Annotated in this window: 26 protein-coding genes; 11 read left to right on the top strand and 15 right to left on the bottom strand. The window is 55.0% G+C overall.

The genetic code is table 11. The annotated features are described in order from the left end of the window. Positions 1-90: 90 nt before the first annotated feature. Positions 91-249, top strand: coding sequence for a putative holin-like toxin (locus FMM01_RS16285; RefSeq protein ID WP_155827906.1), 159 nt, complete (start codon positions 91-93; stop codon positions 247-249). Positions 250-420: 171 nt separating this feature from the next. Here FMM01_RS16285 and FMM01_RS10230 read toward each other — a convergent pair whose 3' ends face one another. The 7 genes from FMM01_RS10230 to FMM01_RS10200 form a co-directional block, all read right to left on the bottom strand. Continuing rightward, positions 421-951, bottom strand: a complete 531-nt coding sequence (locus FMM01_RS10230; protein WP_150393275.1) for an ABC transporter permease — start codon at positions 949-951, stop codon at positions 421-423. Between the two features lie 58 nt (positions 952-1,009). Next, on the bottom strand, positions 1,010-2,131 hold the full coding sequence (locus tag FMM01_RS10225) for an ABC transporter permease (protein WP_150392449.1): 1,122 nt from the start codon (positions 2,129-2,131) through the stop codon (positions 1,010-1,012). Continuing rightward, positions 2,128-3,015 carry an ABC transporter ATP-binding protein gene (locus FMM01_RS10220; protein WP_150392448.1) on the bottom strand — a complete coding sequence of 296 codons (888 nt, stop codon included), beginning with the start codon at positions 3,013-3,015 and terminating at the stop codon, positions 2,128-2,130. Before FMM01_RS10220 ends, FMM01_RS10225 begins: the two co-directional genes overlap by 4 nt. Positions 3,016-3,091: 76 nt before the next feature. Then, positions 3,092-4,183 (bottom strand): HAMP domain-containing sensor histidine kinase, encoded by a 1,092-nt coding sequence (locus tag FMM01_RS10215; protein ID WP_150392447.1) that lies wholly within the window; start codon positions 4,181-4,183, stop codon positions 3,092-3,094. Then, positions 4,171-4,851 (bottom strand): response regulator transcription factor, encoded by a 681-nt coding sequence (locus FMM01_RS10210; RefSeq protein ID WP_150392446.1) that lies wholly within the window; start codon positions 4,849-4,851, stop codon positions 4,171-4,173. The genes FMM01_RS10215 and FMM01_RS10210 overlap by 13 nt, the downstream gene beginning before the upstream one ends. 69 nt (positions 4,852-4,920) lie before the next feature. Further along, positions 4,921-5,472 (bottom strand): chromate transporter, encoded by a 552-nt coding sequence (locus tag FMM01_RS10205; protein ID WP_027828584.1) that lies wholly within the window; start codon positions 5,470-5,472, stop codon positions 4,921-4,923. Next, positions 5,469-6,014 carry a chromate transporter gene (locus tag FMM01_RS10200; protein ID WP_051225296.1) on the bottom strand — a complete coding sequence of 182 codons (546 nt, stop codon included), beginning with the start codon at positions 6,012-6,014 and terminating at the stop codon, positions 5,469-5,471. Before FMM01_RS10200 ends, FMM01_RS10205 begins: the two co-directional genes overlap by 4 nt. A gap of 99 nt (positions 6,015-6,113) precedes the next feature. Here FMM01_RS10200 and FMM01_RS10195 point away from each other — a divergent pair, with 99 nt between their 5' ends. After that, positions 6,114-6,995, top strand: coding sequence for a LysR family transcriptional regulator (locus FMM01_RS10195; RefSeq protein WP_063516004.1), 882 nt, complete (start codon positions 6,114-6,116; stop codon positions 6,993-6,995). Between the two features lie 95 nt (positions 6,996-7,090). On the opposite strand, the gene FMM01_RS10190 is transcribed toward FMM01_RS10195, so the two are convergent. Then, entirely contained in the window at positions 7,091-8,104 is a 1,014-nt protein-coding gene (locus tag FMM01_RS10190; RefSeq protein ID WP_150392444.1) for a serine hydrolase domain-containing protein, read from the bottom strand. A gap of 196 nt (positions 8,105-8,300) precedes the next feature. Between FMM01_RS10190 and FMM01_RS10185 the strand changes: the two genes are divergently transcribed. After that, complete coding sequence (locus FMM01_RS10185) at positions 8,301-9,170, top strand: BadF/BadG/BcrA/BcrD ATPase family protein (protein ID WP_150392443.1); 870 nt, start codon at positions 8,301-8,303, stop codon at positions 9,168-9,170. On the opposite strand, the gene FMM01_RS10180 is transcribed toward FMM01_RS10185, so the two are convergent. The 3 genes from FMM01_RS10180 to murQ all read right to left on the bottom strand — a co-directional run bounded on the left by FMM01_RS10180 (position 9,155) and on the right by murQ (position 12,909). After that, a complete protein-coding gene (locus FMM01_RS10180; protein ID WP_150392442.1) occupies positions 9,155-9,955 on the bottom strand; it encodes a tyrosine-protein phosphatase in 801 nt (266 codons plus the stop codon). The genes FMM01_RS10185 and FMM01_RS10180 overlap by 16 nt on opposite strands. Positions 9,956-10,033: 78 nt before the next feature. Then, complete coding sequence (locus FMM01_RS10175) at positions 10,034-12,001, bottom strand: glucose PTS transporter subunit IIA (RefSeq protein ID WP_150392441.1); 1,968 nt, start codon at positions 11,999-12,001, stop codon at positions 10,034-10,036. A 5-nt stretch (positions 12,002-12,006) separates the two neighbouring features. After that, a complete protein-coding gene (gene murQ, locus FMM01_RS10170; protein ID WP_150392440.1) occupies positions 12,007-12,909 on the bottom strand; it encodes an N-acetylmuramic acid 6-phosphate etherase in 903 nt (300 codons plus the stop codon). Between the two features lie 232 nt (positions 12,910-13,141). On the opposite strand from murQ, the gene FMM01_RS10165 reads away from it, so the two are divergent. Beyond that, positions 13,142-13,951, top strand: a complete 810-nt coding sequence (locus FMM01_RS10165) for an aminoglycoside adenylyltransferase domain-containing protein (RefSeq protein ID WP_150392439.1) — start codon at positions 13,142-13,144, stop codon at positions 13,949-13,951. Continuing rightward, positions 13,948-14,673, top strand: coding sequence for an SDR family NAD(P)-dependent oxidoreductase (locus FMM01_RS10160; RefSeq protein WP_150392438.1), 726 nt, complete (start codon positions 13,948-13,950; stop codon positions 14,671-14,673). The genes FMM01_RS10165 and FMM01_RS10160 overlap by 4 nt, the downstream gene beginning before the upstream one ends. A gap of 47 nt (positions 14,674-14,720) precedes the next feature. On the opposite strand, the gene FMM01_RS10155 is transcribed toward FMM01_RS10160, so the two are convergent. Together FMM01_RS10155 and FMM01_RS10150 are read right to left on the bottom strand one after the other, a co-directional pair. Further along, complete coding sequence (locus tag FMM01_RS10155; protein WP_223849923.1) at positions 14,721-15,200, bottom strand: GNAT family N-acetyltransferase; 480 nt, start codon at positions 15,198-15,200, stop codon at positions 14,721-14,723. A gap of 15 nt (positions 15,201-15,215) precedes the next feature. Next, positions 15,216-16,727 (bottom strand): ATP-binding cassette domain-containing protein, encoded by a 1,512-nt coding sequence (locus tag FMM01_RS10150; RefSeq protein WP_150392437.1) that lies wholly within the window; start codon positions 16,725-16,727, stop codon positions 15,216-15,218. 329 nt (positions 16,728-17,056) lie between these two features. Here FMM01_RS10150 and FMM01_RS10145 point away from each other — a divergent pair, with 329 nt between their 5' ends. The 6 genes from FMM01_RS10145 (at position 17,057) to msrA (ending at position 20,240) form a co-directional block, all read left to right on the top strand. Next, the gene (locus FMM01_RS10145) at positions 17,057-17,659 is read left to right on the top strand and encodes a type IV toxin-antitoxin system AbiEi family antitoxin domain-containing protein (protein WP_223849922.1); all 603 of its coding nucleotides are present in this window, start codon (positions 17,057-17,059) and stop codon (positions 17,657-17,659) included. After that, the gene (locus tag FMM01_RS16280) at positions 17,656-17,817 is read left to right on the top strand and encodes a hypothetical protein (protein ID WP_186810148.1); all 162 of its coding nucleotides are present in this window, start codon (positions 17,656-17,658) and stop codon (positions 17,815-17,817) included. Before FMM01_RS10145 ends, FMM01_RS16280 begins: the two co-directional genes overlap by 4 nt. 63 nt (positions 17,818-17,880) lie before the next feature. Further along, positions 17,881-18,330 carry a hypothetical protein gene (locus tag FMM01_RS10140; protein WP_150392436.1) on the top strand — a complete coding sequence of 150 codons (450 nt, stop codon included), beginning with the start codon at positions 17,881-17,883 and terminating at the stop codon, positions 18,328-18,330. Then, positions 18,281-18,952 (top strand): nucleotidyl transferase AbiEii/AbiGii toxin family protein, encoded by a 672-nt coding sequence (locus tag FMM01_RS10135; RefSeq protein WP_150392435.1) that lies wholly within the window; start codon positions 18,281-18,283, stop codon positions 18,950-18,952. The genes FMM01_RS10140 and FMM01_RS10135 overlap by 50 nt, the downstream gene beginning before the upstream one ends. A 72-nt stretch (positions 18,953-19,024) precedes the next feature. Continuing rightward, positions 19,025-19,291 (top strand): AbrB/MazE/SpoVT family DNA-binding domain-containing protein, encoded by a 267-nt coding sequence (locus FMM01_RS10130; RefSeq protein ID WP_146994162.1) that lies wholly within the window; start codon positions 19,025-19,027, stop codon positions 19,289-19,291. Positions 19,292-19,421: 130 nt separating this feature from the next. Then, positions 19,422-20,240 carry a peptide-methionine (S)-S-oxide reductase MsrA gene (gene msrA, locus FMM01_RS10125; RefSeq protein WP_150392434.1) on the top strand — a complete coding sequence of 273 codons (819 nt, stop codon included), beginning with the start codon at positions 19,422-19,424 and terminating at the stop codon, positions 20,238-20,240. Here the strand turns inward: msrA and FMM01_RS10120 are convergent. Both FMM01_RS10120 and FMM01_RS10115 read right to left on the bottom strand, forming a co-directional pair. Beyond that, on the bottom strand, positions 20,237-22,192 hold the full coding sequence (locus FMM01_RS10120) for a glycosyltransferase family protein (protein ID WP_150392433.1): 1,956 nt from the start codon (positions 22,190-22,192) through the stop codon (positions 20,237-20,239). The genes msrA and FMM01_RS10120 overlap by 4 nt on opposite strands. Before the next feature lie 5 nt (positions 22,193-22,197). Then, positions 22,198-22,866: a phosphatase PAP2 family protein gene (locus FMM01_RS10115; protein WP_150392432.1), complete on the bottom strand. Its 669-nt coding sequence runs from the start codon at positions 22,864-22,866 to the stop codon at positions 22,198-22,200. Positions 22,867-22,892: the final 26 nt, after the last annotated feature.

Raw genomic sequence — 22,892 nt, 5'->3', positions numbered from 1 at the left:
TCTGGTGGTTCGGCATGAACCATGACACAAAAATCAAGCAGGATAGTTGAACCACGGTCGGCAAATCTAATCGCGAAGGGGTTGATGCCTATGGGCAATGATCAAACTCTAGCGAGAGGAGGTGCTGGGTTGTCTGATACCGATGTGCTTACCGTCATGATTGCATTCGGCAGTTTAATGCTGCTGCTTGTCGACGTGATGATTAAGCTCATCGAACTACACGACAATCACAAAAACGACCGCCAGTAAACTATTTCACGGTAGTCTGGCGGTCGCTTTGTGATGTATTAGAATTTTTACTGCTGGCCGTCTTCAACGGTTCTGCGGAGGGAGCCACCGCCCAGTGGCTCCCTTTTGCTGTCTCTATTATACAAGATTCTCTGGCACTTTTGCAAAGCAACCGTTTGCAACCCCAGCGGGCTAAGACCGCACAGCCCGTTTTGTGACTAAACCAAACCCGCCCACCAACAAGAGGACCGCCACCCCAAGCTGCCACCAATTATCTGTCCACGACTGCTGACGCATCAAGATAAATAAATTCAACGGCCCGAGGTGCGGATAGCCAATACACAGGGCAAAGTAGACCGTCGGGATCAGGTAAGCTGCAGCCAATGAGCGGGACGCGGCGTAGCTGAACACAGTCAGGCTGCCAACGAACAGGACCTTAGTGACGAAATCAAAGAACAAAACGCCCGCAAAGTTCGGTAGTTGATAGCCGACGATCAGCAGCAGGTTGATCATGCTAAGCAATACGGTATACCAGCCAAAACGAATCATGTATATGGAAACCAATTGCGTCCGTTTGCTATTCAAGACGTCAGTCACCCCGGCAACCTGTTCCGGCAGGAAAATCCCGCCGAAACAGAAGATGGCGGCCAGCGGCATGAACAACTCGCCGGGTAACGCGGCCTGGGTGATCGTAGTCGGGTGCATGGTGAACAGGATCGGCATGATACTGCAAAAGGCGATCGTCAGTATACTGGGGAATAATTCATTAGCCCGGATTTCTTTAACGGCGAGCCGGCCGAATGTGTAAGCCACGATATTTTCCTTCTCTCTGTAGATTCATCAGCACCATGGTCAACCCTAAGAAGACGGTGGCCAAGAGGGTATAGCCTAACCGGTTGATGGCTAATTCTGAGTAATGGGCATAAAAGAAACTCACGTTGTGCAGCGAATTGTGCCGCGGGATCAGGAGCCAACCGTAATTTCCGATCACTTGGTGGGCACCGATCGTCATGGTGATCAGCCACCAGCCGATTTGCAGAGCAAAGCCGGTGAAATTACTAAATAGGGCATCACTGAGAAAACCGACGGCCGTGCTCACTAGCAGCGTGGGCAGGACCCAAAAGCCGGCAGCCTTAAAGAATGCCCAGTAATCGAGTGCGGCCCCGGGATAAAGCAAAATCACGCGGCCAAGCAGCAGCAAGGCGGTCATGAGTACAGGGATCAATAATCCGGCCACGCTGGCGGCATACCGGGTCGCCAGCCATTTGGGCGTGCCCATCGCTTTGGCCTGCATGGTCGGCCGGACCTGGGCACGCCGATCCGTGTAGCAATAGGCAATGATGACAATAGTCGGCAGGATACAAACGATGATGCTCGCAATATCCGCAAACAGCCGGGCATAGGTTCCGGTGATTCGGTCTTTGCGCATGATGAGGGTGTGGTCGCGGCGGGCTTCAGCCAGCGTCATCGGGCGGACCGCGAATCGCTGCAAATTGGCTGCTTGATAATCCGAATGTCCGCCCAATAACTGGTCAACGGGACCGAGTGCTTTTTCCAAGCCGCGGCGAGTATCCGCCTGGCGTGCCTGATTCAGGGCCTGTCCCACTTTGACTTGCGCCCCGGCAGTCAGGGTCACGTTTTTCGCAAAGCCGAAAGGGTATGTCACATGCGCATCGTCAGCGTGTTCTTCTTTTAACTGATCAAGCGCATTGGTCTTTAGGGCATGAAAATCGGTAGTCGTGATCAGATCATAGCGGGCTGTCGGATTCACGGGTGCCGTCGCCAGCCCCCGATCGATCATGGGCCAAACGTTGAGCAGGATAAACCCAACCGTGACAAGGGTATACAGGACAAAGGCCAGACTCGTAGTAAACCGCTTGAATTCCAACCAGAATAATTTCATTGGCGGACTCCTTGGCAGGTGGGCCGCGATTGTAGATACAGATACGCTTCTTCTAAAGTCGGCGCCACTGTGCTGGCACCGGGCATGGCTGCGGTCGCCAGAAATCGGACGTGGGCCGTATCGCCTTGCACGATTTGTTCACTAATTTCGTAGCGGGCTTTGAAGGCACTTAATTCAGCCACCGGCAAGCTGCTGGCGAAAACATGGCCGGCCGCCTGGGCTTGCAATTGAGCGGTGGTGCCCGTAAACAGCAGGTGGCCTTGATCCAGTACGCCAATCCGGTTCGTGGTCGCTTCAATGTCCGAAACAATGTGGGTGGACAACAGAACGATCCGTTCCTGGGCAAACTCCGCCAGCAGATTGCGGAATCGGATCCGTTCTTCGGGGTCCAGACCGGTAGTGGGTTCGTCCACGATCAGGACTTTCGGCTGATTAACCAGAGCCTGGGCAATACCCAGCCGCTGGCGCATCCCGCCGGAGAGCGCTTTGACCTTGGTCCGGGCCTGTTTGGTCAAATTCACTTGCGCCAGCAGGCTGGCAATGCGCCGGTGCTGGTCGCGGGCCGGCACGTGGGCCAGAATAGCCAAATACGTCAGCGCGTCGCTGACGGTCATGGTCGGATAGAAGCCAAAATATTGGGGCAGATAGCCGACTTGCGCGCGAATGGCGGCGCGTTGGGTGATGGGAATGCCGCACATCTGAATACTGCCGGCAGTGGCTTGGTCCAGGGTGGTCAAAATCCGCATCAGCGTGGATTTGCCGGCGCCGTTTTTCCCCAGCAGGCCGAACATGCCCGCCGAGATCGTCAGCGATACGTCATTCAAGGCCGGAGTGTCTTTGCCCCGATAGTGTTTGGTTAAATGATCGATTTGAATCGTATCCATTGAAAAAAGCCTCCCTTTTGCTTATAGGAAGACTTTAACAAGCGTTTATCAAGATTAAGACAAGGATCTTGAATTTCTACAAATAAGCGAACCGGGCCGTCGCCGTGACGCCCTGGGCTGTATTGGCCACTGAGAAACTGCCATGGTGAGCGGTACACAGCGTCTTGCAGATATACATGCCGACGCCTAAATGGTCAGCCGCTTTGCCGCTGGAGAAGAAGGGCAGCTGGGCGTTGGCCTGCTCTGCCGGGGTGAGTAACGGGCCATCGTTGCAGACGGCGATCTCGACGGTTTTCTTACCCACAGTCACCGTGATCCCGACTGTTGTGCGCGCAAACCGGAAGGCATTGGTCAATTGATTATCGAATACCTCCAGGATGGCGGCCGGGGCGACGGCCAGCGGGTGGTCAGGGGCGGCAGGCAGTTCTTCATGCCACGTGAAAGGAATCGTTCCGGCCAGCTTCTGGGCCTCGTCCTTTAACTGGTGCGTTAATTGAGACGGGCTGATTGGGGTGGGGCTGAGGGCAATATTGTGGATGGCCGTAATGTGGGTCATGGTTTGAATAAAGTGGTTGATGCGGTCCAGTTGCTGCTGCATATCCTGCATAATATCCGGATTCAGGGGCTGGCCCGCCTTTTGCAAGGTGAGTAATTCAATATTGCCCTGCAGGACGGTCAATGGCGTCCGCAAGTCATGGGCGAAGGCCGCGTTCACTTGCTTTTGATCATCCGCCAAACGCCAGGCGGTTTGCAAGGCATCCTGCAGCGCTTGGCGCATCTTTTCAAAGGCCTGGACCAAAGCGCCTAATTCATCGGGGGCGGTTGGGGTCAGGTGAAAATCCAGATCCTGGGCCTGAATGCGGGCGACACCGGTTTCGAGCTGCTGCAGCGGGTCGGCCAGTTTGACGCGATAAAAAAGACGGGCCGCGGCGGTCATGATGGCAATCAGGATGGCGAGGCTGCCGCCAATTGCGCCAGTCACAAAGAGAATGGTCACCGCGATCAGCCACGTGGGGGTGACATAAGGGGCAAGTAGGGAGATCAACGCATTCCAGAGCAGCAGATACACTACAATGCTCAGCCCGGCGATCAGGGTGCCTGCCAGAATGAGCCGCAATAACGCTGTTTTAATTGGCTGATCGCGCAGCCAGCTGGTTAATTTTGCCATCGGTAGCCCACTCCCCAAACTGTATCAATCGGACACTGAGCCCCGGCTTGCGCGAACGTCTGGCGAATCCGGCGAATGTGTTCGGTGATCACCCGGTCATCGCCTACCGCGTCGAATCCCCAGAGCTTTTCGTAGAGCTGTTCCCGGCTGAAGACTTGACCAGGATTCAGACTCAAGAAGGCCACTAAATCGTCCTGTTTCTTTTCTAACGCCAAGGGCTGGGCGGCCACGGTGACTTGCTGGGCACTATAATTAATGATAAGATTGCCGAACGCCGCGATTTGGGCCCGTTTCTCCGGGGCACTCGCGCGGCGCAGGTGCGCTTGAATACGGGCGCCCAGTTCAGCCAGGCTGAATGGTTTCGTCACGTAGTCGTCGCCCCCGGCGCCTAAGCCGCGGACTTTATCCGCATCGGTCACCCGGGCGGTAAGAAAAATGATGGGGACACTGGTCACTGCTCGGATGCGGCTGGTCAGGGCAAACCCATCTGTATCCGGCAAGTTCACGTCCAGCAAAATCAAATCTGGATCGTTTTGCAGTTGGGCGATGGCGGCGCCGCCGGAATCCGCGGTGAGCAGGCCATACGTCGCCAGCATCAGATCAAAATAACGCTGCATTAATTGGATGATTCCTGGATCATCGTCCACCAGCAGTACTTTTGGCTGCATGATTAATCGCCTCGCTTCGTACTTCCTATGGTAGCTGAAGAAAGACAACTTTTAAACAATCTCTGACCATCACAGGTAGTAAACCACACCGCCGAGAAGGCCGGCCAGCAGGATCAGCCACACGGGATTAACATGGTACTTTGAATCCAGGAAGAACACAACCCCAAGCACCAGCAAACTGGTCCAATCTAGCGACGCTTTGGCCCATTCCCCCAAACCGTTGATGCCAAAGACTGTGAGCAGCATGAGGGATAAAGCCACAGCCAGGATCAAACCGACCGAGGCCGGTTTGATACCGTCTAGAATGGCGGTCAAAACCCAGTTATCGTTGATTTTGTCTTCGTAGTGCAGAAATAACGGAACAAAAATAAACGAGGGGACACAAACGGCCAGGGTGGCGGCGACCGCGGTCCAGAAGCCGCCGTATAGCTGACCCAGGTAAGTGGCGGAATTGATGGCGATGGGCCCGGGAATCAAACCGTCCAATGCGTTCAAGTCGGCAAATTGCTGCACCGTCATGCCCAGTTTTTCTGATTCTTGGAAGATCAGTGACAGCATCGCGTAGCCGCCGCCAAAGCCGAGAAAGCCGATTTTTAGGAAGGTCAAAAATATCGTGATCATACCCGGCGCACCTGCTTCACCCGGCTCAAGATGATCCCGACGATGCCGGCAATGACAATCAAGGTCGGCGCGTTGGCGAGGTTCAGCACAGTCAACAGGAAGCAGGCCGCGGCGAGAATGATCGTCGGGGCATCTTTCAGATTGAACCGGGCCAAACTATAGGCGGCACTGAAGAGGAAGGCCGCGGAGGCGGCCCGAATAGCGGCCATGATACTCAGCACGACGCCCTCCTGGGGAATCATCTGATAGGCAATCGTGGCCGCCAGCATCAAGACAAAGGCGGGCAAAATCGCCCCCAAGCTGGCGGCAATGATGCCGACCGTGCCACCGATTTTCTTTCCGACAAAACAGGCGTTATTCAAGGCAATCACCCCGGGAAAGGTCTGGGACAGGGTGGCGTATTCGTAGAGCTGATCCCGTTCGATGAGGTGGTATTTCCCGACGAGTTCGCGTTCAATGACCGGCAGCATGGCCATGCCGCCAGAAAAAGTGAAGGTGCCGGCGAGTAGATAGACTTTAAACAGGATCCAGTTTTTATGCACAAAAATTCCCCCTTAGCATCCAGTTTACAGGAGATTTTAGTTGACTCAAAGTACATGTTTAGTACACTGGGCATAACTGAGCGGTTAAGGGGTGGGCAAATGAATATTCGGCAGTTAGAAATCTTCACGGCGGTAGCCGAAACGGGGTCGATCACCAAAACCGCGGAGCAGCTTTATCTTTCGCAGCCCGCGATTTCGAAGACCATTCGCGAGCTGGAGACAGATATTGGCGTGCCGCTATTCGACCGGATCGATAACCGGCTGCACCTGAATCCGGCGGGGCGGGCCTTTCGCATTCGGGCGACGCGGCTGCTGACGGAGTTTCATGACCTCGCTAGTTTCGGCGAACAGACCCAAGCGCTACCGTTGCGCGTGGGCACCAGTATGACGATTGGCCAATTGTCGCTGCCCGCGGCGGTGACTGAATTCCGCAAATTGTATCCTGATACGCCGCTGAAGATTTATTCAGAAAATGTCCAACGAATCAAAGCGCGACTGCTTAACGGCGATGTGGACGTGGCGTTCCTCGAAGGGTTTGCCTCCAGCCAATCTTTTACCGCCCTGCCGATTTCGGAATATCCGCTGCTGGCCGTGGGAGCGCCGCACTTAACGCCAACAGCCCAGCTGACTAGGGCGGAGATGCTGCAGGTGCCATTCTTGTTGAGAGAATTGGGCAGTACCCTGCGGGATCATTTCGACGAAACGATGCACCACATCGGTATCGATATTGAACCGATGCTGCAAAGCACCAGCACCGCCGTTTTGATCAACGCTGCTAAGGCTGGGTTAGGCCTGACCATCTTGCCCTCCCCCTTTGCCCAGCCGTATCTGACCGCCGGAACGCTGCAGCGGTATGAGTTGCCGGGCCAAGAGATGCGGACAGTGAACTATGCCATTACACTGAAAGGCAGTGCCGTGAATGCCGTGCAGCAGGCCCTGGTGGACTGTTTTAAGAAAGCCCAGTGGCATGAGTCGCTGTAAGCCTTAAGAAATGATGCAGGGGTCAATTTTGTCAGACAAGTTCGAATATACTACTCGTTGACTTTGGGGTAGTATATTTGAACTTTTTTGGAGTTTCAATTGATTTTCTCTAACCCATTGAAAAACAACCCGACCGCCAATCGCCGCCATTTCAGCCAGCTTTGGTTGTTCCGGGTAGGATACACCCGATTCGTCAGACACACGAAGCCGGTGCGGGCGGTCAAGTCCAAGGCGATCGACGTCCCGGTGAAACCGGTGTGCCAGAGCCGGGTGCCGCCGGGCTGCCAGCATTGCCAACCTAGTGTGCGGCCGTTGGCAGCATACTGGCGGAGCAAGTCAAAGGCTTGCGGCGGCAAGATTTGCTGACCCTGATACCGGCCGGCCTGCAGATACATGCGGACAAAGTGCGTCAGGTCGGTCAGTGGGGCAAAAAGCCCAGCATGGCCGCTCACACCATGCAGAACAGCGGCTTTCTCATCATGGACTTGGCCGCGCAGCACACCGCCGCGGGCCGGCACGTCTTCGGTGGGCACGAACCGGTGCGGCGCCGCAGTCGGATTGAAGCCGGTATCGTGCATGCTCAGCGGGGCAAAGACGTTATCCTGCAAGCTGGCTGCCAGATCACCATCGATGTGTTGAATCACCCAGCCTAATTGAATGAAGCCCAGGTCGGAATAAACCGTCTGCGTGCCTGGTGCGGCAATCAGCGGCGCCTGTTTGATTTTCTCAATGAGCCCGGCAGCGGACAAATCCAGAGCATTGGGGATGTCTGCCGGCAGGCCGCTGTCGTGGCGTAGAAGCTGGCCAATCGTTAATTGCGGCTGGCGCAGCCCAGTGACGTATTTCCCCACCGGATCGGTCAGCTGGATAATGTTGGCGCCAATCAGCTGTAAAATACGCGTGGTCGTGCCCACTATTTTCGTTAGTGAAGCCAAGTCGTAAAGCATGTCCGGTGCCAATGGGATGGCGTCATTTTCCCGTCCTTGAAAGCCAAGATAGTGCAACTCGTTTTGTTCTGGACCAATCAGCGCATATGAAATACCGTACACGGATCGGCTTGCCAGAGCAGTCTGTAAGACATCGGTGATGGCTCGTGAGTTTTCAATCATTCTTGCCGCTTCCTTTTTCATTAATATGGAACTACTGCGGTTGTCAACTGGAAGGCTATGTGCAACCAAACCCGACTCAGGTATACTCGTACTTGGTGGGATGTTGGAATGGGTATAGAAATACGTTTTCCATATAATTGGCATTTATCGGTTTAATTGCACACATCGGGGCCGATAACTGAAGGGATGGATTAACATGTACATCATCGGAATTGACAGCGGCGGGACGCATATCGTTGCTATTGCGTTTAACGGTGAAGAACAAATCGCTCAGGCAGAAACTGCCGGGGGCGGGAATATTGCCCTGGATGCGGCGGGGACGGTGCACCGAATCGTCGGTACAGTTGAAAAAATATTTCAGCAGCTGCCCGCGGCAGCGTGCGCTGGTATCTTAGTCGGCATTGCAGGAGTCGCCACGGCCGGCGGTCAGGACCAGGTGGTTAGTGCGTTGCATGAATTGTTCGCCGGCCCGGTGGTGGTGATCAGCGACGCCGATTTGGCGATGCTGAACGGTCTGCATGGTAAAAATGGTGTTGTCGCCATTGCCGGGACCGGCTCGATCGTGCTCGCCCAAACACCCCAGGGCCGCCTGCGGGTCGGCGGTTGGGGCTGGCGGTTTGGCGACGAGGGTAGCGCCTATGATATTGCGCGCCGGGCGTTCCAAACGATTCTCAGTGCCCGGGATCATGGCCGCGTCAGTCCGCTGGAAGTACCCCTGTGTGCTGCGTTGCAGGTGCCAGACTACCGTGCGGCCGTAAGCCGCACCTACCAAATGGATCGTGGAACCTTCGCCGGGTTAGCCCGGGCGGTGGCGCAAGCCGCCACGCCGGCTAATCTGGATGCCCGCGGGGCCGTTATTGATGCGGCGAATGCCTTATCAGACCAAATCACGCTCGCATTGGTGCGTACGCGATTACCGGCGCATGCGACTATCGCCTTGACCGGCTCTGTGCCGGCGAACAATGATCTCTATTTCCAAGTCGTAACCGATCGGCTGGGCAGTCATCCCCTGCGCCGGCTGCAGGGCAGTAATGCCCCGGGGGTGCAGTATTATCGCTTTAGATAGATCTGCCGTAATTGCGCCTGCATCTGGTTGTCGACGCCCAGCTGATTTTCAATATAGTCTGGTAAGGACCCGTAGTCGTCTTCGATTTTGACCAAGGCGGCATCCAGATACTCATTTCTGACCGACGCCAGCGACCGGGTGGTGGCGATCAGGGCGCTATTGCTGTCAGCGGCCCGCAAGGCGGCTATCCGGTCCCGCCGATTCTTGTGCAGCAGGGGATTGGACAGCAGATAGTCCGCGCGGATCGTGGCCGCCGGGACGCCCAGTACGGTGAGCAGGTAGACTGTCGCCATGCCGGTGCGGTCTTTCCCCGATGTGCAGTGGTAGAGCACGGCGTCATTGTCCTGGTCGTGGGCACAGAGAATCTCGAAGAAATGATGGAACGCACGCTGTGCACTGCCCCGGCTCACCATGTCCCGGTATGTGTTGACCATGTTCATGAAGCCGGCCACCGGGTCTTTATCATAGAGTTTGCGCAGCTCGACGATGGACTTGCTGACTTGGGTTTCATCCGTTGGGAAAATTGAGTTGAGTTCGTAGCGGGCGCCAGCTGGGACCCGGTCAGGCCACTGCTGCTTTTCCTTGGGCGAGCGCAGGTCAATGATCGTGCGGACGCCGTAATCGGTGAGAAAGGCCAGATCCTGATCACTGAGTTTATTCATCCGGCCGGATCGAATCAGTTTGTGATATTTAATCGTGCGGCCATCAGTCGTTTGATAGCCGCCCAGGTCCCGAAAGTTGGGGCCTTTTTCAATTGGTAGAACGTAAGGCACGGTCACAGTCATTTTTCTCCCTTCGTGAATCAAAAAGGAACCAGGGGCACATGGCCTCTGGCTCCCACAAATAGTTTACACCACTTGCTGTTACTTGGTGGTTACGGTAATGGTTGGCGCGCCCGCTTCAATCCCTTGCGGCGTGACGGGCGTGATGTTGGCCACGGCGGCCATGTTAGTAATAATCGTCATCACTGTCGTCCCTTTGCCGGCTGCCTTGATGGCATCCAGGTCCATCAGCCCGACTTGCTGGCCAAATTGCACATGGTCGCCGTTGCGGATGCTTAAGTCAAATGGCGCACCCTTCAATTCAACGGTATCCAGTCCCAAGTGAACAATGATTTCCAAGCCGGTATCGCTCTTCATCGTCCAGGCGTGCTTTGTATCCATGACACTGACGATCGTGCCGGACACTGGGGCAACAATGGTCCCCATGGCCGGTTCGACCGCGAAGCCGTCGCCCATCATTTTCGTCGAAAAGACATCGTCTTGAACGGCGGATAATGGTTCAAGCTGGCCTTGGACAGGGGCGACGAATTGGGTCGTGCCGGCGGTCACTGGGGCGTCGGCATCATCGGCCACCGCGACATCACCAGCGCCGGCCCCGACGAGGGTGCCGTCTTCATTCTTCGCCACCATGGCGCTCTTGGGCACCCCGAAGAAGTAAGTCGCCACGAAACCGCCAGCGTAAGCGGCCAGCAGACCAAAGACATAGCCCAGCCACTGGTTGTGGGCAATTAACGGGATCAGCGCCATGCCGGACGGGCCGATGGTGATCGCGCCGATGTTGCCGATGGCGCCAATGACGGCCCCGCCGATCCCGCCGCCGATACAGGCGGTAATGAACGGCCGGCCTAGGGGCAATGTCACCCCATAGATCAACGGTTCGCCAACGCCCAGAATACCAACGGGCAGCGCGCCTTTGATCATCCGGGTGAGCTGCTTATTTTTATGCGCCCGGACCCATAGTGCAATCGCTGCACCGACCTGGCCGGCACCCGCCATGGCCAGAATAGGCAGCAGGGGGGTAGATCCTAATTCTTTGATCATTTCCAAATGGATCGGGGTCAAAATTTGATGCAGACCGAACATGACCATCGGCAGGAAGAACAGACCGAGAACGAAGCCGGAGAAGGCCCCGCCTATTTTCAGGACCCAATTGATACCGCCTACGAGGGAAGAAGAAACCAGTCCGGCCAACGGCATGACCAAGAAAATGGTGAAAACTCCCATAGCGAGCAGTGTGGTCACTGGGACGATGATGATATCCAGGGAGTCAGGAATCCAGGTGTGCAGCTTCTTTTCTACCATGGACATGATCCAAACGGAAAACAGCACGCCAATGATACCGCCTTGGTTAGCGGCTAACGGCTGGCCGTTGAAAATATTGAGAATTGGGATTGGTGCCACCAGGCCCGGCAATAGAGTCAGTCCGCCAATGATGCCGCCAAGGCCAGGGGTGCCGCCGAATTCTCGGGCGGCATTGATTCCGACATAAATATTCAAGTAAAAGAATAGACCGCTGTTGATGACCTTCAGCACCGTGATGAATTCGGTCATATCCTTGCCGATCATCCCGGCAGTCTGCATGTTGCCCATGACGCCAGCAATACCGGCGATCAACCCGGCCCCAACAAAGGCTGGAATTAAGGGGATAAAGATAGATGAAATGTGCTTCAACGCGGCCCGCCACCAAGTTTGTTTAAGCTTGGCTTTCTGCGCCGCATGGGTCTCTGCCGCGACGGCTTCCACGGCACTCTTATTGGCCGCATGCCCGCCAGTGGGGAATGGTTCACCCAGGCCGACGCCGACACTGTCGACCATGGCTTGGGCGACTTTATTGACGACGCCGGGGCCGAGGATCACTTGCAGGGTGTCTTCCTGCACGACCCCGAGGACGCCGGGGATTTTCTTCAACGCGGCCATTTTGACTTTACCTTCATCAATGATGGTCATCCGCACCCGGGTCATACAGTGGATCAGTTTGGCGACATTGCTCGGGCCGCCGACGTCGGCGAAAATCGCCGCGCCCATCGTTGCATATTTATCTTGCGCCATACTCGTTATTCCTCCTCGTTCTTGACCGCTTGGGCGATGAACCCATGGGCCTTTCGCAACCGTTCAGCCGCTGCCGCTTTCGGCAGTTGCGTCAAGACCATCACAATGGCCAGCTTCACGTTTTCACCCGCGGCAGCGAAAGCTTCGGCCGCTGTATCCGCGTCGGTGCCGGTGGCTTGTTGGATGATCCGCTTGCTGCGTTCGACCAGTTTCTCATTGGTCGGCCGCACATCAACCATCAAGTTGCCGTAAACTTTGCCGATGCCGACCATGGCTCCGGTGGAGAGCATGTTCAGGATCAGCTTTTGCGCCGTCCCGGACTTCAACCGGGTCGACCCGGTCAGAATTTCCGGACCCACCGGGCATTCGATGGCGATTTGCGCATGCTGGCTGATTACCGCGTTGTCGTTGCAGGCAATACTGATCGTGGTGGCGCCAATGGCATCAGCGTAATCCAGCCCGCCAACGACGTAGGGGGTGCGGCCGCTGGCCGAAATACCGACAACGGTGTCGACCGCGGTTAATTTGTGATCGATCAGGTCCTGCCGGCCCAGCGATACGGAATCTTCCGCGCCCTCCACGGCGACGGTCATCGCCTGCATGCCGCCGGCGATCAGCCCTTGCACCATTTCGGGATCAGTGCCGAAAGTCGGAACACACTCTGCCGCGTCCAAAACGCCCAAGCGGCCGCTGGTACCGGCGCCGATGTAAAATAAACGCCCGTGATGATTAAAAGTTTGAATAATGGCTGTAATGGCTTGTTCAATGGCGGGTAACGCCCGGCTGACACTGACTGGGACCGTCTGATCCTCGGCGTTCATTGCCGCTGCAAATTCATGCACAGACATCGTGTCCAAATGCATGGTTTTCTGATTGCGCGTCTCGGTCGTCAATTTGCTCAGATCCATAATGTTTTCTCCTTCCGGGGTGTTCATATTGGCCGATGCCAATTGAAACCCTTTTCTTAAGTCTTCTGTAGTGTAGCATGATGGAAATACGGTTTCAATAGTAAATGTAAAAGAAGCTAACACATGAAATAATATATCAGGCGGCAGCAAACTCCCATCAATTCCCCTTCCTATTGTTATTTCAAAAGGAACGGCTAAAATTAGTTCTAACGGATAGGGAAGCGGGAATTGAATGACGAAAACAACGAAATTATTACGCCGCTTAGCGACCGGGAGTCAGAATTTGTTGGCGGACAACCTGGTGGGCGTTTATTTGCATGGATCCTATGTGTTGGGCGGGTATAACCCGGCGGTGAGCGATTTGGATTACATTATGGTCGTGATGCGTCGGCTGACGGTGAAAGAAAAGGCCGACTTGATGCATTTCACGACTGAAGAACTGCTGCCGCTGGCGCCGGCGAAGGGTTTGGAGTTCCACGTGTTGTTGTTGGCCCACACGCGGCATTTCCGGCATCCCATGCCCTTTGATTTTCATTTCTCCGAGTACCATCGGGCGGAGTATTTCCGTGATCCGGAGGCTTATATTGAAGGAATGCAGGGTACGGATCCAGACTTGGCGGCCCATCTCATGGTGATTCAGCAGCAGGGCCAGGTGCTCACTGGTTTGCCCATTAAAGATGTGTTTGCCCCGGTGCCGCCAGTGGCTTATTGGCAAAGCATTGTTTTCGACATTGCGGATGCCACGAAACAGATTTTGAATCAGCCGACGTATGTTACCCTGAATTTGTGCCGTGTTTTGGCCTATCGGGAAAATGGGGCAGTGCTGTCCAAGCAGGCTGGCGGCGAGTGGGGTGAGAATCATTTGCCCAAACTCTATCAGCCCTTGGCTTCCTATGCTTTGGCGTCTTATGAGGGAGACGAAGACTTGAAGACGGTGGACGGGACGATGCTGGACCATTTTGGCCCGCATCTGCTGATTCGGTTTGCCCATGAATGTGTTTCGGTGGCGGTGGATGCGAGTCAGAAAGGCGGTCAGCAATGAAGCAGACGAATACGTTAATTACTGGGGCCGATAAGGGTATCGGCTTTGAAACAGCCAAGGAACTTGGTCAACGGGGCCAGCATATCCTGCTCGGCGCCCGCAATGCCCAGCGGGGCCAAGCGGCCATTGAAAAATTGCGGGCGGCGGGCGTCGCCGCAGATCTGATTTTACTGGACGTGACCGACCAAACGACTATTGATCAGGCCGCGCAGACGATTCAAGACCGGTGGGGCTATCTGACAGTTTTGATCAACAATGCCGGAGTTGCCTTGGATCATCATGAAGCGCCGGAGAAAATGCCCATGGCGGTGATTCGAGCGGATTTTGATGTGAATTTCTTCGGCGCGGTCGCCGTCGTGCAGGCGATGATTCCGCTGCTGCGCCAGGGTCAACCAGCCAAAATCATCAACGTTTCCAGTAATATGGGGTCTCTGGGTTTGGCCAGTGACCCCAAGAGCCGGTTCTACCAGGCTAATTCCTTGGGTTACCAGTCGTCCAAGGCCGCGCTGAATATGGCCACGATTTCGCTAAGCAAAGCCTTAGCCCCAGAGATCACTGTGAACGCCGTCAATCCGGGCTATACGGCCACAGAGTTTGGCGGTTCCTGGGCGGGTGAACAAACTGTTGCCGAGGGTGCAGCGAAGATCGTGGATCTGGCGCGGGATGAGGCACCCCGGGTGACGGGGCAGTTTGTAGAAACTGCGGGGCAGCTGCCGTGGTAAAAAAGGGCGTGTCCCAGTCATCATTCGATGATTGGACACGCCCTTGATTATTCTTGGATTTTTTTTGCTAACTGTAATTCATCTCGAATCGGCAGGCCGTTTTCCGCGACTAACGGGATTTTGGGTTTAATCGCACGGGCTTTTGCTACCGCATCAGGGAATACTGCCCTGATTTGATAGCCTCTTTTCTGATAGAACGCCAGCGCCTGCAGATTATCATTCGTCGTGATCGTGGTAATCCGGTGCAATTGCTGCTCTTGGGCCAGCTGTTCCGCTGCTTGCATCAATTGCGACCCGATACCCTGGTTCGGCCGCAGGCTATCCAGAGAAATGATTTCGAGCTCGTCAGATTTCACAACATAGCTCAGTACGCCGACGATTTGCCGATCAACTACGACAACAAAACCATCTAGGTTTCGGATATCATACTGCCCGGAAGAAACCACCATATCTGTGGCACCCCACAGGCGTTGAAACAGGGGCACGACTTGCTGGCGATAGGGGGCAAGCGGGTGAATGGACATCATCAATTTCCTTTCTGTCTAGGCCTCTGCTAACTGCCGGCGCAACGCCCGAATTTCGGCGATATCCGCCTCAGGGTCCGCCACCAGAGCATCGATTTGGTGCTGCAGCAATAACTTAGTTTCACTGGTCAGATGCACTGGCGCCGTTCGCTCTGGATCGACTAACCGATGATCGCGGATCGTGTAGATTTGCTGGGCAACCCGCTGGGTGAAAGTCTGGTCGTGGGAGATTAAGAGCAAGGTGCCGGGATAGCTGGCTAGAAAGGTGCCCAGGGCGTCGATGGCTTTCAGATCCAAGTAATTGGTGGGTTCATCCAATAGCAGGAAGTTGTAATCACCGACCAAAATTCGGGCTAAGTTGGCTTTTACTTGTTCGCCGCCGCTGAGGGTACCGGCGTTTTGGGCCCATTGCGCTGGTGGAAAGCCTAGTCCGGCCAGCAGATTGCGGATCAGATGAACATCTTGGTAACTGTGTCCGGCGACATTCTCCCAGAGGGTTTGGCCGCGATCTAAAGTGTCCAGGTCTTGAGCAAAATAACCGATGCGGGCCAGCTGGTTCCACCAGACCGGTTGCGGCCGGGCCATGATGTCTTTGAAGAACGAGGTCTTGCCGGCCTGGTTGGGCCCGGTGATGGCGACCCGCTGGCCGGCGGGCACTTTCAGCTGAATGTTTTGAATCAGCGTCTTTTTCCCGCGGACCACTGTCCAGCCGCTGACCCGAAGCATCGTATGCCCGGCCAGTTGGGGGGCGGTTAAGTCTTTGAAATGCAGCGGCCGTTCCTTCTTCACCCGATCCGGGGGTACCATCCGATCGATCCGGTGTTCCAAGGCCATGGCGGTTTGGGCTTTCTTCCGTTCCGACTTGTCGTGACTGGTTAAGCCTGCCGCCTTTTTATCAGAATTGCTGAGCTTGCGCGTGTTGCCCTTTTTCAAACGATGGGCTTGCTGCAGACGCTTTTCGACTTGGATTTCTAATGCCTTTTTCTTTGCTAAATAATCGTGATACGCTGCCTCGGCCTTCTGTGCTTGGCGTTGTTCAGCCTGGCGGTAGGCGGCGTAGTCGCCGTTGAAGACGGTCACTGTGGGGTCGCCGAAGACGACGATCTGGTCAAAGGGCTGGGCCAGCAAGGTTTCATCGTGGCTGACCACGATCAGCGTGCCAGCGAAGCGGGCTAACTCCCGGGCCAGCCAGTGCTGATTGAGCAGATCAAGATTGGCTGACGGTTCGTCCAGCAGCAGGATATCGGGCTGCTCGCCCAGGACGTCGAAGATTTCGCGTTTAACCTGTTCACCGCCGCTTTCGCTGCTGAAGTCTTTCAGCTGGGGCACATAACCGATTTTGCCAACGGCTTGGATACGCGGATCATCATTGGCCGCCAGCATCTTGAGCAGCGTTGACTTGCCGGTGCCGTTGGGACCGATAATGGCGACCCGCTGGCGGCGATTCACCGTCAGCTTGGGCAGGGTGAAAAGCGGCTCAGCCGCGTCGGGGAATTGAAAGGATAACTGATTAATTTGGATGGCTAACATATAACGCACTTCCTATTCAGTTGCGAAAAGGGAGCGGATCGCGGGTCAAAAATAGCCCCGATCCACCGCGATCAAGGCTATTTGGGTACACGCCACCAATGTCCCAAAAACCAGCCTTGATCACCAACAGTCCAGACGACTCCCTTGGCATAACGTCAAGGAGTATTCGTCTCTGTGGTGGCTGAGGTTAGTTTTTAGTTTGCACTGTGGTTGTACCTCCGTAATTAATTTAGTTCTAAGATAGCATGGGCTTTTTTGAAAGTAAAGGGATGCCGGTTGACCAGCAGATGTTACCCCTATATACTACACAGCATCGAGGAGTGTCGTATATGATGGAAAATTTTCCTGCTTTATCCGCATTAATGGACCAGTACAGCTCTTTTACGTTCGGCACGGCTAAACGTTTTGGGGTTAGCCGCTATCAGCTGAACAAGGCCATTGATCAGGGTGTCCTGGATAAGTCTGAAACGGGTATCTACGTCAAGGCGGGGTATTTTGAAGACGAGATGAGCATTATTTCGCAACGTTTCTCCCGCGGCATTTTTGACCGCGAATCCGCTTTGATCTATTACGATTTAAGCGATGAAATGCCGTTTCGATACACGATGACGTTCCCAAGGGGATACCACCCAACGGCGCAGTCTTTGAAGAAGCACTTCATTAAAAAGGCCCAATACCGCACTGGCCGTTACTATTCCGCAGAGATTACCACGCAATTAACCGACTTTGGGAACAAAATCCAAATTTACTCGCTGGAGCGGTCGCTGCTTGATGCTTGGAACAGCGAGACGACGCAGCTGTACACGAAGAATGATGCCGTGAAGCGCTATGCCGAACGGCCGGACGGGGATTACAACAAGCTTTTGAAGCTGGAAAGAGAACTGTACCCTAGGTCTACTCTTTCCAAAATCTTGAAGGTGCTGGTTCAATGAAAAACAATCTGAACGCTAACGATGCCAAAATACAAGAAGACGTGAAACGGGAGCAGCTGGTTCAGGCGATAGCGGAAGCAGTGGTCAAGCTGCCGGGTCGAGAGATAAAGACCAAGGAAGAATTTCAGAAATGGTTGGAGGACGATAGCAACTGGTGATTACGCTTGTGTAAAAGTGTAAAAGTGTAAAAGCGTAATTGTGTAAACGAGGGGGGGAACTCCGTGAAATACATTTCCGGGATTTATGCCCTGAATATTCCAGACCCAACGGAACAAACTACCGGGGACTGGCATTGGGGTGCGCTGGACTGGACCCATATTCCGTTGTTTGAAACCCAGGACAGCATCTATGGCGATTACGGCATTCGTCGCGATGCCAAAGTGCCCCACGCCCCAGGGAATGCCCGCTACAACGTGGCCAACCACATCCGTGCCTTATTGGATATGCTGGTTGCTGGCCAATTCGGCTTGGCAGGCGGTATGCGGGATGACTTCATCTGCAATGACGCGCTGACACCGGAAGTGTTCGCCAAAGTTTGGCAGTTGCGGCACGCTGCCAACTGGTCGGAGATCGACAAATTTATGGGCAGTGAGTATTTTATGCAATGGGAGGATTATAAAGATGGGCGAATTCACACCACAACAGCAGCGCCACAAGGCCCTCATCCATGATCTTCTGACCGACATTAATAGCCAGGGCGATCATCAATACATCCTTAAAGGCGGCACGGCCCTCATGGCGTGTTACGGCCTGGATCGGTTCTCAGAAGACGTTAACCTGGATGGACGTGGTAGAGCAATCAAAAACTACGTTGACCGGTTTGCCAAGAAACGCGGCCTTGATTACGGTGTGACTGAGGATACCAGCACCGTGAAACGATTCATGCTGCACGATGGAAATGACCTGTTGGAGGTGACAGCATCCTACCGTAGCAAGTACATTGATCCAGCCACGGTGAATCAGATCAACGGCATCTCCGTGTACAATCTGGACACTTTAGCAATGATGAAGGACAACGCCTACCAGAGCCGAGCGAAAATTCGCGATCTGTACGATTTGATCTTCATTTTGGTGCACTATTGGGATGATGTCAGCCAGCGGACCAAGGCAGCCATTGCGGACGCTCTGTCCTACAACGGCCTGGAGCGGTTTGAGTATGACGTCAAAACGCAGCAAGACGCCCTGATTCGCAAGGATCAAGTAGACGAAATGACCAACAATTTTCTCAGCGTTTACGATCGGTTGGGCCGGCTGACGATGAAAAGCAGGTTGAACTCGCCAAGAAATCAATGAACCAAGACGCATTCAGAAAAGCGGCCATCCAAAAGAAGTTGAAGGGAATGGACCGCAGCTAGGAGGAGAAAAATGGCCAATTCAACTGTCACCATGTCCGCTAAAGGCCAAGTCGTCATTCCAGCAGCATTGCGCAAGGCATTTGGCCTGAAACAGGGCACGCAGTTTCTGGTAGACACTAACGAAAGTGGCGATCTGATTTTGAAAAAGATTCCGGATCGCGCCGATTTGGAAAAACTACTGGCTAATATCCCAAACGAAGTGGTTGAATTTGATGATAATGGACATTACGATCCAAAAAAGTCTCCGGACTTCGATGACTGGATGAAAAATGGATAGCGGGGTTGAAAGGCACAAACTACCCGTTCAGTGAACACTTTGTTTCACGTGAAACAAAACGAGCAAAGTGCTTGACGACAATGCTGATTGGGCCGACGATGACAGAAAGAAATTGAGAGGGGTGACTGGCGTGGCGGAAAACCCAGCAGAGGCATTGCGGGACATTTACAATCTGATTTTGACAAAAGGCACCCGGGACTGGGAACGCCAGCAGTTACAGCAGGCCAAGACAGAAATCGAGACCGGCGCGGCTGTTCCGGCCGTGTTAGAACGGCTGGAAGCCGTATTGCGGCCCCTGGCCAGCCGTAATAATCTCACCCCGGCAGTGACCGACTTTTATGCCCGGCTCACGAATGATCCATTGGGCGACATGGCCTTCGATTTTACCCGCCATGAAGCGGCTGATCTGCCCTATGAAGATCGGGCCATCTTCGGCGGCGGCTGTTTCTGGTGTATGGTCGAGCCGTTTGAAACGATGCCTGGGATCGTGTCGGTGCTGTCGGGTTATACCGGCGGACACACCGCTGAACCGACCTACGATCAGGTGCTGACCCAGACCACCGGCCACGTGGAAGGGGTGGAGATCATCTTTGATACCCGGGTGGTCACTTATGCCCAGCTGGTGGCATTGTATTGGCAATTGACCGACCCCACCGATGCGGGCGGCCAGTTTGAGGATCGGGGAGACGAATATCGGCCGGTGATTTTTGTCCGGGATTCCGTTCAGCGGAAAATTGCAGAACAGTCGAAGCAGGCCTTGATTGCGTCTGGCAAATATCGCCGGCCCATCGTGACCGCAATCGAGGCTGCTAGTACTTTTTGGCCGGCAGAGAACTTCCATCAGCAGTTCTATAAAAAACAACCCAAACGTTACCGGCAAATCGAAAAAGCCCGTCAGCAGTATCTCACTTGGCAAAATCTGCAAGAGCGGCTGCGGCGAGCACGTTAATTTGTTTTCGTTTGGTTCAGGCTGGTGTAGATCAGCGAATCAGTCGGATGAACATGGCCGTTGACCACGAGCGGCTGACTCGCCAATTGATAGTGATAGGTCCGGACGACATCGACCCGCTGGTCCTGGCTCGTCGTATTTTTAACAGCAATTTGATACGTACCCTGGGGCAGGGCCTTGGTCCACCGGTATACATCACCGCTGCGGTGCAGGCGGTACACTTGATTAGTGCGGACATTGCGCAGGGTCACCTGTACTGTCGTATTGAGGTGGATCTGGACCGAAAAGTACGTAGCCGGACCATTCAAGGCAACCTTTTCCGTCAGTACCGTACCTGGCGCTACCGTCGCGGCCTTCGCGTGGTATTGGGTGGACAATTGACTGCGCTGGGCAGCGACGACGGTGCTTTGCGGAGTAAGTGTGACGATGGTGTGCGCCAAGAGCGGCAGGGCGGTCAGCGCTGCCGCCAGGGCTACAAGAGCCAGGTCAGGCTGCGTTTGGTCGGTCTGCCGGGCCGGGACAGGCAGCGCGGCCAGCTGATAGAGCAGCAGCGGGAGAAGCACCTGACCATAGCGTTCTTCCACTTCCCAGAGCAGGGTGTGGAACGCAATATACCCCAGCGCGGTAACAATCGTCAGCAGCAGGACCGCATCGCGGGGGTCGCGGAGTTGCGGCCGCCAGCCCCACAAGCGCCAAGCAACTAAGAATAGCAGCGCGTCGGTGGCGATTTGGTAACTGAGTGCGGTCAACGTTTCAATGAAGGCGGCGTGTTTTTGATACCACGCGGGTGCGGCCCGGAAGCCGCCGTCCCCCCAAGTAAGAATATCCCGGACGGTGAAAAAGGTCCGCAGTTTCGTCAACCATAATTGAAACAAGCCGCTGATCCCTAATTTCTTGACCCGTGCTGTAATTGTGGCGACATCATAGGTTTGCCGGGTCTTGCTGGATAATTGGATCTCATGGCTTACGTCGGTACCGCTGTACATCCCCTGCGAGCTGGTGTTAACCCCCATCAGCAGCCAGGAAGTGACCGGCAGGGCAAATTCGGTATGCGGCTGATAATTGCTGGCCTTGCGGATCATCTGGGTTGCCGGCGTACTGAGAGCAAAGCCTAGCAGAATGATGGCCAGCGGCACGCCCAGAGCGGTCGCTTTCAAGGCCTTCTGGCGAAAGACCAGCCAGCCGACGACGGCGATTGCCGGCAGCAAAACGATCAGGTTCGGCTTAGTTAGTTGGCCGAACAAAACGGCGATACCTAAGAGCGTACCATTGATGATCCGCTGGCGGCGGGTTTGGGTCGGCCAAAGCAGCAGCGTGCGGAAAATCACGAGCAGCACCAGCATGGCGGGCAAGTCAGAATAGAAGACTTGCAGAAAATACGTATAGGCAAACGGGGTGGCGGCCATGAGGGCAAAGGCGCCGATTAAAACGCTGGCCCGTTGGGTGACGCGGCGAATCGTGGCCAATACTAACAGGATGAACCCATCCAGCAGGATCAGACTCAGCAGATGGACGGCCAGGTTGGTGGACAGGTCCAGTACGTTGGTCAGCCGGAGCCAAAGCGACAGAAAAAATGTGATGGGTACATTGTTCGGATAGCGCCAGAAGTAAGTGATGTTCCAAGTCATGTGACCCGCGGCCATTTTGTCGGCTTGCGCCAAAACGCGATAGGCATCGTGGTAAACGGTCACCGGCATGAATGTCAAGACGAGGATCTGCCCAATCACCATCACGAGCAGACCGGCCCCGAGCACCTGGTTGATCCGCCGTCGGGGCAGCCCGTTCAGAATTGGTGCCAGCCAGTGCGCCGCGACCAGGACCAAGACGCTGACGGTCAGCGCGGCCGCCGTCACCAAGCGGGTGCTGGTTCGCAGCAGGCCGCTGGTCGCGCCGATAATGAGGCAAAGGGCTAGTAGGCCAGGCAGAAAAGCCGGCCGCTTGATTTTACGCATGATACTCACCTCTCTTGTTGATGATTTTGCAGTCTTGCCGAGATTAACTGGTACAGTCGAGCGCTGACCCGGGCCGCGAATGGCCGGGCCAGCAGCCAGCAGCCGCTGGCGAACAGCAGGCCGCCCAAGATGTCAGAAGCAAAATGATCCCGCAGATACACCCGGGAGACGGCGACCAACCCGATCCACACGATGCCGATCAGGGTCGCCGCCAGCGCTTGTTCCTGGTCATCGATCAGGGGAATGATCACGAGCAAGATGGAAAAGACCAGGACCGCGGTACACACTGTGTGGCCGCTGGGAAAACTGAACCCTGTATCGGCGGTCAGCTGTTGGGTGGGCCGCGGCCGCTGCACGATGAATTTGACCAGTTCGGCGCCGGCAGCAATGGCCAACTGCAAGCCGCCTAGCAAAAGACTGCGCTGACCAGCGCCCCGCCGCCAAAGATAAACACAGAGCAGAAAAGTTAAGCTCAACACGATGGCGGGACTGCCGCAGAAGGCGATGATGTTGAAAATAGCGGTATTCAACGGGCTTTCTGCTGGAATCAAGGCGGTTTGCACTTGCTGATCCAGCGCCATGACCCAGGCCGCATGGCCCATGACCGCCACCATCAGACCGCCGAAGAGCAGTAATAAGAGGGCGCCGATCAGGCGGTTTGACTTAGCGCTCATTATTCGGCACCGCCTTTGCGGAAACG

The sequence above is a fragment of the Schleiferilactobacillus harbinensis genome, assembly GCF_008694105.1.
GTDB lineage: Bacteria > Bacillota > Bacilli > Lactobacillales > Lactobacillaceae > Schleiferilactobacillus > Schleiferilactobacillus harbinensis.
Note: the sequence above shows the minus strand (reverse complement) of the source record. Positions and strands in the feature narration are given on the sequence as shown.

Excerpts from the sequence above, each read along its gene's own strand:
- FMM01_RS16285 (WP_155827906.1), top strand. The coding sequence starts at position 91 with ATGGGCAATGATCAAACTCTAGCGAGAGGAGGTGCTGGGTTGTCTGAT.
- FMM01_RS10230 (WP_150393275.1), bottom strand. The coding sequence starts at position 951 with ATGCCGATCCTGTTCACCATGCACCCGACTACGATCACCCAGGCCGCG.
- FMM01_RS10225 (WP_150392449.1), bottom strand. The coding sequence starts at position 2,131 with ATGAAATTATTCTGGTTGGAATTCAAGCGGTTTACTACGAGTCTGGCC.
- FMM01_RS10220 (WP_150392448.1), bottom strand. The coding sequence starts at position 3,015 with ATGGATACGATTCAAATCGATCATTTAACCAAACACTATCGGGGCAAA.
- FMM01_RS10215 (WP_150392447.1), bottom strand. The coding sequence starts at position 4,183 with ATGGCAAAATTAACCAGCTGGCTGCGCGATCAGCCAATTAAAACAGCG.
- FMM01_RS10210 (WP_150392446.1), bottom strand. The coding sequence starts at position 4,851 with ATGCAGCCAAAAGTACTGCTGGTGGACGATGATCCAGGAATCATCCAA.
- FMM01_RS10205 (WP_027828584.1), bottom strand. The coding sequence starts at position 5,472 with ATGATCACGATATTTTTGACCTTCCTAAAAATCGGCTTTCTCGGCTTT.
- FMM01_RS10195 (WP_063516004.1), top strand. The coding sequence starts at position 6,114 with ATGAATATTCGGCAGTTAGAAATCTTCACGGCGGTAGCCGAAACGGGG.
- FMM01_RS10190 (WP_150392444.1), bottom strand. The coding sequence starts at position 8,104 with ATGATTGAAAACTCACGAGCCATCACCGATGTCTTACAGACTGCTCTG.
- FMM01_RS10185 (WP_150392443.1), top strand. The coding sequence starts at position 8,301 with ATGTACATCATCGGAATTGACAGCGGCGGGACGCATATCGTTGCTATT.
- FMM01_RS10180 (WP_150392442.1), bottom strand. The coding sequence starts at position 9,955 with ATGACTGTGACCGTGCCTTACGTTCTACCAATTGAAAAAGGCCCCAAC.
- FMM01_RS10175 (WP_150392441.1), bottom strand. The coding sequence starts at position 12,001 with ATGGCGCAAGATAAATATGCAACGATGGGCGCGGCGATTTTCGCCGAC.
- murQ (WP_150392440.1), bottom strand. The coding sequence starts at position 12,909 with ATGGATCTGAGCAAATTGACGACCGAGACGCGCAATCAGAAAACCATG.
- FMM01_RS10165 (WP_150392439.1), top strand. The coding sequence starts at position 13,142 with ATGACGAAAACAACGAAATTATTACGCCGCTTAGCGACCGGGAGTCAG.
- FMM01_RS10160 (WP_150392438.1), top strand. The coding sequence starts at position 13,948 with ATGAAGCAGACGAATACGTTAATTACTGGGGCCGATAAGGGTATCGGC.
- FMM01_RS10155 (WP_223849923.1), bottom strand. The coding sequence starts at position 15,200 with ATGATGTCCATTCACCCGCTTGCCCCCTATCGCCAGCAAGTCGTGCCC.
- FMM01_RS10150 (WP_150392437.1), bottom strand. The coding sequence starts at position 16,727 with ATGTTAGCCATCCAAATTAATCAGTTATCCTTTCAATTCCCCGACGCG.
- FMM01_RS10145 (WP_223849922.1), top strand. The coding sequence starts at position 17,057 with ATGATGGAAAATTTTCCTGCTTTATCCGCATTAATGGACCAGTACAGC.
- FMM01_RS16280 (WP_186810148.1), top strand. The coding sequence starts at position 17,656 with ATGAAAAACAATCTGAACGCTAACGATGCCAAAATACAAGAAGACGTG.
- FMM01_RS10135 (WP_150392435.1), top strand. The coding sequence starts at position 18,281 with ATGGGCGAATTCACACCACAACAGCAGCGCCACAAGGCCCTCATCCAT.
- FMM01_RS10130 (WP_146994162.1), top strand. The coding sequence starts at position 19,025 with ATGGCCAATTCAACTGTCACCATGTCCGCTAAAGGCCAAGTCGTCATT.
- FMM01_RS10120 (WP_150392433.1), bottom strand. The coding sequence starts at position 22,192 with ATGCGTAAAATCAAGCGGCCGGCTTTTCTGCCTGGCCTACTAGCCCTT.
- FMM01_RS10115 (WP_150392432.1), bottom strand. The coding sequence starts at position 22,866 with ATGAGCGCTAAGTCAAACCGCCTGATCGGCGCCCTCTTATTACTGCTC.